Raw genomic sequence first — 12,747 nt, forward strand, 5'->3', positions numbered from 1 at the left:
ATTAGATAATCTAATTTGTCCCTGGCTCTATGATAGCAGTTGATTCAGCAGAAATCCCCCTCCCAATCTGCCTCTGGGAAGATGGCACAGAGCAGACAAATGTGGTTTTGTATAGAAAAAATAAATACTTAGTTTTAACTAAGTTTTAACAAGGTTGTTTCATCGACATAAGCAATAGTGCGATCGCGCCATCGCTACAGGTCAACAAAAATGAGCCAGTTTGAGGTCTTGCCCTTACCCATTAAATCTTACAGTATTGCTACATTTAGTGCCGGCACGGCTTTACTGCTGACAACTCTGTTACTGTTTTCCTTCCAGGCAGGTTCTGCAATCTTACTTTTGGCTGCTGCAATGATTATCGCTTGGTATGCTGGCTTAAAGTCCGCCGAACAAGAATTAGAAATAGAACGTAATATTATTTACCAAGTAATTGACACGACAGCTTGCTTGATTGTAGTTCTCGACAGCCAAGGACGGATTGTCCGCTTTAACCAAGCTTGCGAAAAAACTACAGGCTACTCGACAGCAGAAGTAATTAATAAATATGTTTGGGATTTGTTCTTAATTCCCGAAGAAATAGATCCAGTTAAAACAATTTTTACCCAGCTAAAAGTCGAACATTTTAACAGCGAATATCAAAACTATTGGCGCACTAAAAACGGCTCTAAGCGCTTAATTTCTTGGTCGAATACTGTGACGACCAATAGCGATGGTTTGGTAGAATATGTGATAGGAACAGGCATTGATATTACCGATCGCCAAGAAGCAGAAATAGCCCTGGCTTTATCCTACACCAAACTAGAAAGCCGCGTCAAACAGCGGACAGCAGAACTGACAGTAGCTAAAGAAGCGCTGCAAGCTCAAGAAGAACGATTTCGCTGTTTAAGTTCCTGTTCGCCGGTTGGCATTTTTATGGCAGATTTTGAGGGGCGCTACACCTATGCAAACCCACGCTGTCAGGCTATTTGCGGCTTGAGTTTGACAGAACTTTTAGGAGACGGTTGGGAGAAGTGCATTCACCCGGAAGACTGCGATCGCGTATTGAGCCGATGGCTGGATTATACTCGGCAAGGTGGGGAATATGCGATCGAGTATCGCCTGCAAACACCAGAAGGGATTGTGCGCTGGATTAACGTTTGTTCATCGCCGATGTTTTCCGACTCCGGCGAACTCATCGGATATGTGGGCACGGTGAGAGATGTCACGGAAAGACAACAAGCGCAAGCAGCTTTGGCAAACAGCGAACAGCAACTGAGAACGCTGCTAGAAAATACGCCAGATATCATTATCCGCACTGACAAAAATCTGCGTTATATTTATGTCAATCAAGCAGTTGAAAGAAGCCAAGGAAAACCAATTTCATTCTTCCTCGGTAAAACCAGTCAAGAAATAGGAATACCGCCGGAACAGTGCCAGATGTGGGATGAAACCCTGCACAAAGTGTTAGAAACAGGTCAAGAAGAAATTATCGAATTTCAGGCTTTATCAATCAACGGCATCCGAAGTTATCAATCCCGCGTAGTTCCAGAATTTGACAAAAATGGCGTACCAGAATCAGCCTTAATTGTCGCCCGCGATATCACAGAAATAAAACTTGCCGAAACTCAAAGATTGCAGTTAACAATCGAGCAAACAGCAAGGGAAAAAGCGGAAAGAGAACAGCAGCGCTCGGCATTTTTAGCTGAAGTCAGCAAAATGCTGGCTGATGCGTTTGACGGGGAAACCGTGCTGCAAAAGGTAGCAGAATTAGCAGTAAATTCGATCGCCGACGGGTGCTGCATTCATTTGACCGAAACGGGGTCAAAAGTGCGTCTAGTCGCTGTGGCTCACGCAGAACCCTCTATGGTTGATACTCTTAATAACTTCAGCATCCGAAGTTCGATCGCCGACAATGCTGTTAACGGCTATCCGCTGGTAATCCGCACCGGAAAATCCGAATTAATTGCCGAAGTGGATGAGGAAATTTTAGCAGCCGGAGCCGACAATCCAGCAGAAAAGGAAAAATTGCGTGAAGCGAAGCTATCCCGTAGGGAATCGCTCAATATCGGCTCTCACGCTTGCGTACCGCTGAAGGCTCGCGGGCGGGTAATGGGTTCCATCACTTGCTTTACCTCAAAGTTGGGCCGCCGGTACAGTGCAGAAGACATGGCAATGCTAGAAGATTTAGCATATCGCGTGGCGATCGCCCTCGACAACGCCAGACTTTACACTGAAGCGCAACAAGCACTATCTCAAACATCGCAATCCTTCGCCTTAATTGACTCGCTATTAGAAGCATCTCCCCTAGCGATTTGCTTTATGGATCGCGAAATGCGCTTCATCCGTATCAATCAAGTATTAGCAGAACTCAACGGTTTGCCGATAGAACAGCATCTCGGCCAAGACTTCCGCCAATTGTTGCCAGAACATGCAGCCAAATTTGCGCCGATAATTCAGCAAGTTTTAGAAACGGGCCAGCCTGTTTTAAACTTAGAAATGAGCGGCGAACCTGATGGGAAACCGGGATATTTCGGTTACTGGCTAGCCAACTACTACCCAGTGAAAAATGAAAGGGGAGAAATAATCGGAGCCGGCCTAATTATCACAGATATTACCGCAGCAAAACAAACAGAATTAGCTTTGCGGGAAAGCGAAATGCGCTTCCGCAGTGTGGTAGAATCTAACATGATCGGCATCGGTTTCTGGGAGGCCAACGGCGAAGTTACTGACGCTAACGACGCCTTGCTGGAAATGATCGGATATACGAGGGAAGACTTAGTTTCGGGAAATATCCGCTGGCTCGAACTCACCGCGCCGGAATATCTAGAACTCGATCGCGTCGCCCTCGCGCAAGTCGAAGCATCAGGAAGTTGCGCGCCTTTTGAAAAAGAATATCTCCGCAAAGACGGCACGCGCTTCCCCGTTTTAGTCGGCGGCGGAAACTTCCAAGGATGCCAAGACAAAGGAGCATTCTTCGTACTCGATATCACCGATCGCAAACAAGCCCAAAACCAACTTCGAGAAAACGAAATACGCATTCGCCGCCAACTAGCAGAACTCGACTTAGTTTACAACACCACACCAGTCGGGCTGTGCTTTGTCGATACCAATTTGCGCTACATCCGCCTCAACGAATGCCTCGCTGCGATCAACGGCCGATCGATCGCAGATCACATCGGGCGCACCGCTAGAGAAGTAATTCCCGAAATGGCCGATATGGTAGAGCGGATTTACCGCCAAGTGCTGGCGACGCAAACCCCCGTGCTCGACTTGGAAGTTAAGGCCGAAACCAAGCAACTGCCAGGAGTTTTGCGGGATTGGCAAATCAGCTTTTACCCCGTGATCGATGAATCAGGAACGCTGCTGGGAGTCAGCACTGTGGTAGCCGAAATCACCGATCGCAACCAAGCAAAACGAGTAATACAGCAAAGCGAAGCCATATTCCGGCGGCTGTTGGAGTCAAATATTTTCGGAGTCGCGATCGGCGATTTTAGCGGCCGCATCGCCTACGCCAACCAATCCCTGCTCAACATGGTCGGCTACAACCGCTCAGACTGGCTCTCCGGTCAGATGCGGTGGGACAGAATGACCCCCCCCGAATACCTGCACCTGGACGCCTTAGCGGCCCAAGAACTGCGGACTAAGGGAGTCGCAACTCCTTTCAAGAAAGAGTACATCCGCAAAGATGGCAGCCGCGTGCCGATTCTGATGGGCGGAACCACTCTGTGCCCGGACGATCGCGAACCAGAGACGATCGTCGCATTCTACATCGACTTGACCGAGATATCGCGGGTGGAAGCAGAACTCAAACACAATCAAGAACGGCTGCAAATCGCTCAGCAAGCAGGCAAAATCGGAACTTTTGAATGGAACGTCCAAACCAACGAGATCGCGTCTACACCGGAATTAGAGGCTTTGTACGGGCTGCCGGCCGACGGTATCGACAGCTATGAAAGTTGGGCCCAAATGGTGCATCCAGACGATCGCGCTGTTACCGAACAGCAGGTGCAAGCTGCGGGGGCTTCCGGGGAGGAATTAAACATAGAGTTCCGCATCTGCCGCCCCGACAAAAGCGTGGGCTGGATTGCTTGCAGGGCTAAGGTATTTCCCGACGATCGGGGTTTGCCTTTGCGAATGATCGGGGTGAACGTCGATATCAGCGATCGCAAAGAAGCAGAAGCAGCGCGATCGCACATCCATCAAACTTTAGAAGCTTTGATTGAGGCTTGTCCCCTAGCAATTACCGTTTTGGACTGCGACGACGGCACTGTGAAAATGTGGAACCCAGCAGCCGAGAGGATTTTTGGCTGGCATGAATCAGAAGCGGTAGGTCAATTTGTGCCCTGCGTTCCCGCAGACAAGCGGGAGGAATTCATGGCTAATTTGAAAAGAATTCGCGAAGGAAAGGCGATCGCCGGCATGGAAACCCAGCGCCAAAGGAAAGACGGCAGCTCGATCGACATCAGTTTGTGGGCAACTCCAGTCCGCGACAGCAACGGCAATATCAACTGTATGTCGATCATCGCCGACATCAGCGATCGCAAGCAAGTCGAGGCCCAACGCGCTCAGTTGCTTGATCGCGAACAAGCCGCGCGGGCGGAAGCAGAAGCTATCAGTCGCCGGAAAGACGAGTTTCTAGACTCTCTTTCCCACGAATTGCGAACGCCTTTAAATGTGATTCATGGGTGGGCACAGGTCCTGCGCGCCCACCCCTACAACGAAGATAAATTAGCTTCGGGTTTGGAAGCCATTGAGCGTCAGTCGAAGGTGCAAAGCCAGCTAGTGGAAGATTTGCTTGACGTTTCCCGGATTATTCAAGGCAAGCTGATCCTGAAACCCGGCTGGTTCTACATGGTAAAGACGATCGAGGCGGCTCATAATTCAGTTCGTTTGGCAGCCGAGGCCAAGTCTGTCACCGTTTCGTTAGAACTTGACCCCTCAGTCAGCTTGATGTGGGGCGATGCTCAGAGGTTGCAGCAGGTAGTGTGGAATTTGCTGACTAACGCCGTCAAGTTTACGCCTTCGGGGGGAAATGTGCAAGTGCGCTTGTCTGCGGTAGCTGTTAGCGATTCCTCATCACCCAATTACGTGCAAATTACTGTCAGCGATACCGGAAAGGGCATTCCTGCTGAGTTTCTGCCCTTTGTGTTCGATCGCTTCCGACAAGCAGACGCCTCGAAAACTAGGGCTGACAGCGGTTTGGGACTGGGATTGGCGATCGTCGAGCACTTGGTGCAACTCCACGGGGGCACTGTGACGGCGGAAAGCCCCGGTAAAGACCAGGGTGCGACATTTACGGTGACACTGCCACTCAAACAGCCTCGGAGTAAGAAGGGGCACTTGAGATGAGTCGCCGCCGGATATTTTAGTCCGTGATATCGCTATGCCCGTTGAGGACGGCTACTCGCCGATCCGCAAAGTGCGATCGTCCGCATCCGACAAAATCAAGCGCTTGCCGGCCGTGGCGCTGACAGCTTATGCTAGCGAAGAAGACCGCGATCGGGCGATCGCCGCTGGTTACAACTCACATCTTGCACCATTCTCAAGAACAGGCAAGATGCCCGTTCCACAAAGAGTAGATTTTCTTGTGGAACAGGCATCTTGCCTGTTCCTAAACAAGTAATTGAGAATGGTGCAAGATGTCAGTTACAACTCACATCTTGCACCATTGTCAAGAACGGGCAAGATGCCCGTTCCACAAAGAATGAGTTTTCTTGTGGAACAGGCATCTTGCCTGTTCCTAGACAAGTAATTGAGAATGGTGCAAGATGTGAGTTACAACGAACACTTAACACAGCCGATCGAACCCGCTCTCTTCGCCACCGTTTTAGCCAAGTTAACAAATTTGCATTAGGGCGATCCGCGAGATACTGCAAACTCTGACTGCTGTATACTAAACAACAAAGAGTGTGAGAGTGAAGGAGCAAAGATTATTCCTACAGCAGCGCAGTTACTCAAATGCTTTGTAGTTTGCTACGAGTTAACAAATATGTATCAGCCTATCTACATAGTGCGGCTCGATGAACGCACAAATAACGTCTACATTTTGGCTGGTGAAACTATCGAAATAGAGATTTATCCTAACGGGCAATGGAGATCCTCTGATGAACCGACCTAATTTTCAAACTATGAGCAGAAAGGAATTGCGAGCTTACGTACTTGCTCACCGAGAAGATAATGAGGCTTTCTATGCTTTTGTCGATCGGCTGCATGAATCTGTAGCCGTAACAGAGGCAGCAGTTGTTAAATGGTTGCACTTCCAGCACCCGAATCAAACTATTAATAAACTTCCCGAAAGCTACTCTAGCTGGGCTTTGACAGATTCAGAGGGAAATCAAACAGAAGTTAAAATTCAAAATATGGGCAGTTCTCTGCCAACCAATAAGCCATTTATAGAGCTTTTAATTAACGACATGATTGCCGAGAGACACAAAGAAATTAGAAAAGTTATCACAGTTTTTGTAAGTAAAAATGAATCAAATGCCAAACAGCTAGAAACAGAACTGACAGAAGCAAATTTTGACAGCAGGGCCCAATCTTCGCTGATAGTTGGCTATATTGAACCCGGAGGAACATTTCAGAGCCTGTAGGGCGCGCCAATTGCCGGGGGTAAAGGCAGACTATAGCAGTTAAAATACGATCGCCAGCACAATTGGTTCACACCCATGCCCATGTATCCCTTCAACCGCCTAACCGCCAAATTTTTCAGCAAGCTGCCACTGCGAACGGTTCTGATTGTGCCGTTTGTTTTGCAAACGGTAAGTGTAGTTGGGCTAGTGGGCTATCTTTCTTTCAAAAGTGGTCAGGAATCAGTCGAGGATGTAGCGCATCAGTTAATCGAACAAGTAGGAGAACGTACCCGCGATCGCCTCACCGATAATAATGGGCCCTCGGCAATCAATACCTTTCTGGCTAGGCTGCAATTCTCGGCTTCAGGACAAACTTTTATTATGGATCGATCGGGCAATCTGATTGCCACATCCACACTAGAAAAACCCTTGGTGACGCCAACAAAAAAGCAACCGACGCCATTGCTAGCCACTAACAGCAAGGATGCCCCAACGCGAGATATTGCTCGACAACTCGCCAACCGATTTGGCAACTTCCGCACGCTGCAAACAACGCAGCGATTTACCTTGGCGAACAAGGGCGATAGGCAGTTTGTCCGCGTCACTCCCTATCGAGATTTCCGTGGCTTTGATTGGTTGATTGTGGTGGTGGTGCCAGAGTCTGATTTCATGGCTCGCATTCAAGCAAATACGCGCAATACATTCTGGTTATTGACGGGTACACTGCCGCTGGCGATCGCGATCGGATTTTTGACTTCCCGTTGGGTAACAAAGCCAATTATGCGTTTGAATACCGCTGCCAAAAATGTTGCCACAGGAAAATGGGATCAACCTTTAGAAATTAGACGCTTCGATGAAGTGGGAGAACTCGCCAATTCCTTCAATTTTATGGCAGCGCAACTGCAACAGGCTTTTGCAGACCAAAAATCTTTAAATGAAGCTTTAGCGCAAAGAGAGAGCCAACTCAAGCAATTTCTCGAAGCCATACCTGCGGGAGTATCTATCCACGAGGCCTCCGGTAAAGTCGTGTACTTCAACGAAACTGCCAAGCATTGGCTGGGCGTAGAAACTATTCCCGATTCGACTTTAGAAGAAGCAGTAGAAGTTTATCAAATCTACCGCCAAAACCAGCTTTATCCCACTGAAGAACTGCCCGCATTCCGAGCACTGCGCGGGGAAACGGTATTCCTTGAAGATGTAGAACTTTATCGAGATGGGAAATTTATTCCTTTTGAGGTGCGCGCCACACCAATTTTCGACGAAGGCAGAAACATTATTTATGCCATCACTGCTTTTTCTAACATCGTACAGCGCAAACAAGCTGAAAAAATCTTAACTGACTACAATCGCACTTTAGAAGCCGAAGTGGTCGAACGTACCTGCGCCTTAGCTCGTGCCAACGAACTATTACAATCTGAAATTGCCGAGCGCAAATTGCTCGAACAAAAACTTTCCACTTCTACTGAGCAAGTTGTGAAAATATTTGAGTCAATTACAGATATTGTATTGATTTTTGATATTCAAGAAGAAACTATCCAAATTATACCCACCAAGGGAATTTTTCAATACAACTATCAGACGAATCAGATCGACTCCATCATCGAACAATTTTTTCATGAGCCAAGGGAGGAGATTTATTTTGCTCAAGTTCGACAGGCATTGGAAACCCAACAAACTATTAGTTTTGATTACAGTCTGCCGATTAATAACCAAGAAGTTTGGTTTGCTGCTAAAATTTCGCCACTGTCGGATATCTCTGCGGTTTGGGTAGCGCGCGACATTAGCGATCGCCAGTTGGCGGAATCCCGATTGCTGGAAGCCCAAAAAATTGCCCGTATTGGCAGTTGGGAATACGATATCGCCACAGCCACAACCACTTGGAGTGAAGAAGTCTATCGCATTTATGAGCTCGATCCGACTCAAAAACCGCTGCCAAACGAACAATTAATCGAGCGCTTTCATCCAGAAGATCGATCGCGCTATCTGACAATGGTGCGCGATCGAGCTATGTCGGGGCAAAGCTTTGAAATTGATCTGCGGCTAATCCGAAGAGATGGCTCGATCGGTTACATTGAAGTTCGAGGGAAACCGGTTTATGATGAAAAAGGGCAGTTGCTCCGTTTGTTGGGCACTGTTTTGGATATTAGCGATCGCAAACAAGCCGAGTCAGCTTTGCGAGAAAGCGCCCAGGGAGAACAAGCCATCGCCCGATCGATCGATCGCATCCGTCAATCCTTAGATATTGACACAATATTCAAAACCACAACATTTGAACTGCGACAAACCCTAAAATGCGATCGAGTCGGTATCTATCGCTTTAATCCTGATTGGAGTGGGGAATTTGTTGCCGAGTCAATGGCTGCGGGCTGGATATCTCTGATGCAACAACCCGACGATTTTAATGTGCCAAACAATCTCGTCGAAGACTCTCGCTGTACCGTGAAAACTATGCAAGCCTCCGGTGAACCAGTGCTGGATACCTATCTACAAAGAAATCAAGGTGGTATGTATGCTAGAGGCGTTCCTTACCGCATAATTGAAGACATATACACCGCTGGGTTGAGTCCTTGTTACCTAGAACTGTTAGAGCAATTTCAAGCTAGAGCCTACGTTATTTTTCCCATATTTTGCGGCAGTAAACTTTGGGGTTTGCTCGCCAGCTATCAAAATTCTGCACCCCGCAGTTGGCGCGAAGCAGAAATCAATATTGGGCTGCAAATTAGCACTCAACTAGGAGTCGCCTTACAACAAGCTCAATTGCTCGAAGCCACTCAACAGCAAGCAGTACAGCTTCAACAAGCTGCCTGGGCTGCAGAAGCCGCCAACCTTGCCAAAAGCACTTTCCTGGCAAATATGAGCCACGAACTTCGCACCCCGCTAAACGCAATTCTGGGATTCTCCCAATTGATGCAGCGCTCTACCAACCTCACTCGCGAACAACAGGAAAATATCCGTATCATCAACCGCAGCGGAGAACACTTGCTAGCTCTGATCAATCAAATATTAGATTTAGCCAAAATAGAGGCGGGACGCATTACAATCAACCCAACAAAATTTCAATTAAGCAGCCTGTTGAACGATCTAGCAGAGATGTTTCAGCTCCAGGCAAAGGAGCGACAATTGCAGTTAATATTTGACTGCTCTAGCGAAACTCCTGAGTACGTGCAAACAGATCAAATGAAGTTGCGCCAAGTTTTAATTAATCTGCTTTCTAACGCCATTAAGTTTACTAAACAAGGAGTAATTTGGTTAAGAGTAAGTGCATTTATAGACCGTGGAAATCAGGATTTACCAATCAGTAATTACCAATTACATTTTGAAATAGAAGACACGGGTGCCGGCATAGCTGCTGATGAGTTAGATAAGCTTTTTCAAGCCTTTGTGCAAACCAAAACAGGAACAAAATCTCAGCAAGGAACAGGCTTGGGGCTGGCTATCAGCCAACAGTTTGTCAAGCTGATGGGCGGCGTGATTACTGTACGCAGTGAAGTTGGACGCGGCACCACCTTCGCGTTTGATATCCCCGTCAGCGCCGTTGATGCCCCGGCGACTCAACCCGTACAGCCACCGCGTCGGGTGATAGCCCTCGAACGCAATCAGCCACGCTATCGTATTTTGATTGTGGACGATCGAGCCGACAACCGCCAACTGCTGATCAAACTCCTCGCTGGCTTTAACTTTGAACTCGAAGAAGCCACCAATGGCATGGAAGCTATTGAAATGTGGTCGAGTTTTGAGCCACACTTAATTTTTATGGATATGTGGATGCCCGTGATGGATGGACATGAAGCTACCAAACGCATTAAAGCCACCCTTAAAGGTCAAGCTACGGCAATTATTGCCGTGAGTGCCGGTAACGCCGAGGAAGCGCAAACCGTTACTGTCTCAGATGATTGCGATGACTTTATTCACAAACCCTTTCGAGATACAGAAATTTTTGCCACCCTCCACAAACATCTGGGAGTGCGTTACATTTACGATGAACCGGAGAGTGTTCCCGAGTCAACTCAAATCGAGCCTCCGACTCCAGAGACTCTGGCAGCTTTACCCGCAGATTGGCTGGCAGCTTTAGAGAAAGCCACAATTGAGTGCGATTTAGAGTTAATTCTGATCCAAATTGAGCAAATTCGCGATCGCAATGACGCTTTAGCTAGCGCCCTAGCCGCATTGGCTAACGAGTTTCAGTTCAATCAAATACTAGCTTTCATCCATCCCGAAACGAAAGAGAAATGATATTACAGCAGATAGCAGGTTTATGAAGTACACCCCAGATATATCTTATATATCTATCCCCCCGTAGGGACACCGCACCGTGCCCATTGGTGTCCATTTAAGGTAAAACCAATAGTCCCACAGGGATTGAAACTCCTGCCTCAAAGCGAAAGTCTTCGCTATGAGGACTTAGAAGAAGAATTTTTAAACTCATTAGTCGTCTTTGAGAGGACTTTCGCTATAAGCCCCGTGGAATTCATTCCCGCTAAGGACTGCCGGGTAGGCGGAAGGACTGGCGGACAAAAAGCTTAAGTTAACACCTATGGGCACGGTGCGGTGTCCCTACTTCATAAACCTGGGATACTACAAACCTATAAAGGTTATTTAACCAAACTAGATATGAATTACGAACCAACTCCCGTCTTAAAAGGGAATATTTTAATTGTTGATGATATTCCGACTAATTTGCAACTTTTAGCTCAAATACTCTCGCAGCAAGGGTACAAAACACGCACCGCACCCGACGGCCAACTAGCGCTACGGTCGATCGAGTTAACTCCTCCTGACTTAATTTTGCTCGACATCATGATGCCCGGTATGGACGGCTACCAAGTCTGCCAAGCCTTGAAAAATTCTCCCAAAACCAAGGACATTCCAATTATTTTTATCAGTGCTTTGAATGAAGTATTAGATAAAGTCAAAGCCTTTGAAGTTGGTGGTATAGATTATATCACAAAACCGTTTCACGAACAAGAAGTTCTCGCCCGCGTCTCAAACCAACTCGTGCAGCGGCAGTTGTTCCAGCAAACACAATCCTACGCCAACCAACTCGAACAAACCGTAACTGAACTAAAGAAAACTCAAGCTCAGTTAATACAGAAGGAAAAAATGGCTTCTTTAGGTCAGCTAGCTGCTGGAATTGCTCACGAAATCAACAATCCCGTCAGCTTTATCTACGGTAATATTGCTCTCGCGGCGGACTATACACGAGATTTGCTTCGCCTCGTCGAATTGTACCGACATTACTACCCCCACCCCGTTGCAGAAATTATCGGCGAATTGGACGAGATTCAACCCGAATTCATCGCAGAGGATTATCCAAAACTGCTGAATTCGATGACAGAGGGTGCTTCTCGGATTAGCGAAATTGTGATGTCTTTGCGGAAATTCACCCGCCTTGGCGAACAAAAGTACAAGCCAGTGGATATCCATGAAGGCATTGACAATACTTTAGTTATTTTGCAGCACCGGCTGAAGGGAACAAACAAAGCTGGTGAGATAGAGGTCATTAAAGACTACAGCCAACTGCCAAGAGTCACCTGTTACGCCAGTGAGTTAAATCAGGTGTTCATGAACCTGCTAAGTAATGCTATTGATGCCCTGGAAACTCAACCGTCTCCCCGAAAAATTCTCATCAGCACTTCACTAAGTTGTGAGTCAGAAGCGGCCCTGCACAATCAAGATTCAAAATTAGCCATTCACAATTATAAATCCGTTGTTATTCACATTGCCGATAACGGTTGTGGGATGAGTGAGGAAGTGCGCCACCAGATATTTGACCCATTTTTTACAACGAAGCCTGTAGGCCGTGGTATTGGATTAGGGTTGGCAATCAGTCACGATATTGTAGTGGAAAAACATCGAGGTCAAATCAGTTGTATTTCAGCTCCGGGCCGAGGAACCAAGTTAATTGTGCAGATTCCGATATCTGTTAAATTTTAATAACTTTTAAAATGTTAAAATTTAACAGACCCAGAGGATATATCAGATAGATTGTACGCAAGCATCTGTTTAAGGTAAAACCGATAATCCGTCAGTCCGTCAGGGGTTGAAACCCCTGCCTCAAAGCGAAAGTCCTCTAAAAGAGGACTGAATAATTTATTAGTCCTCTTTTAGAGGACTTTTGCTATTAGACAGGGAATTCATTCCCTGGCGGACTGCCGGGTGAGCGGGAGGACTGGCGGACTAAAATCTTAAGTTGAGACTA

The 12,747-nt window shown here is 47.1% G+C and carries 6 protein-coding genes; all 6 read left to right on the plus strand.

Annotated elements, in window-relative coordinates; all coding sequences use genetic code 11:
• Positions 1-210 precede the first annotated feature (210 nt).
• The 6 genes from QUB12_RS05375 to QUB12_RS05395 all read left to right on the plus strand — a co-directional run bounded on the left by QUB12_RS05375 (position 211) and on the right by QUB12_RS05395 (position 12,482).
• Positions 211-5,328, plus strand: a complete 5,118-nt coding sequence (locus QUB12_RS05375) for a PAS domain S-box protein (protein ID WP_333305811.1) — start codon at positions 211-213, stop codon at positions 5,326-5,328.
• Between the two features lie 34 nt (positions 5,329-5,362).
• A complete protein-coding gene (locus QUB12_RS05380; protein ID WP_333305813.1) occupies positions 5,363-5,602 on the plus strand; it encodes a hypothetical protein in 240 nt (79 codons plus the stop codon).
• A 309-nt stretch (positions 5,603-5,911) separates the two neighbouring features.
• Positions 5,912-6,097 (plus strand): DUF6888 family protein, encoded by a 186-nt coding sequence (locus QUB12_RS37490; RefSeq protein ID WP_445252001.1) that lies wholly within the window; start codon positions 5,912-5,914, stop codon positions 6,095-6,097.
• Positions 6,084-6,569, plus strand: coding sequence for a DUF6887 family protein (locus QUB12_RS05385; RefSeq protein WP_333305815.1), 486 nt, complete (start codon positions 6,084-6,086; stop codon positions 6,567-6,569). The genes QUB12_RS37490 and QUB12_RS05385 overlap by 14 nt, the downstream gene beginning before the upstream one ends.
• A 75-nt stretch (positions 6,570-6,644) precedes the next feature.
• On the plus strand, positions 6,645-10,781 hold the full coding sequence (locus QUB12_RS05390) for an ATP-binding protein (protein WP_333305817.1): 4,137 nt from the start codon (positions 6,645-6,647) through the stop codon (positions 10,779-10,781).
• Positions 10,782-11,159: 378 nt separating this feature from the next.
• Positions 11,160-12,482 carry a response regulator gene (locus tag QUB12_RS05395; protein ID WP_333138287.1) on the plus strand — a complete coding sequence of 441 codons (1,323 nt, stop codon included), beginning with the start codon at positions 11,160-11,162 and terminating at the stop codon, positions 12,480-12,482.
• Positions 12,483-12,747: the final 265 nt, after the last annotated feature.

The sequence above is a fragment of the Microcoleus sp. B7-D4 genome, from assembly GCF_036705125.1.
Taxonomy (GTDB): Bacteria; Cyanobacteriota; Cyanobacteriia; order Cyanobacteriales; family Microcoleaceae; genus Microcoleus.

Coding starts and splice junctions, on each gene's coding strand:
- QUB12_RS05375 (WP_333305811.1), top strand. CDS start 211: ATGAGCCAGTTTGAGGTCTTGCCCTTACCCATTAAATCTTACAGTATT.
- QUB12_RS05380 (WP_333305813.1), top strand. CDS start 5,363: ATGCCCGTTGAGGACGGCTACTCGCCGATCCGCAAAGTGCGATCGTCC.
- QUB12_RS05385 (WP_333305815.1), top strand. CDS start 6,084: ATGAACCGACCTAATTTTCAAACTATGAGCAGAAAGGAATTGCGAGCT.
- QUB12_RS05390 (WP_333305817.1), top strand. CDS start 6,645: ATGCCCATGTATCCCTTCAACCGCCTAACCGCCAAATTTTTCAGCAAG.
- QUB12_RS05395 (WP_333138287.1), top strand. CDS start 11,160: ATGAATTACGAACCAACTCCCGTCTTAAAAGGGAATATTTTAATTGTT.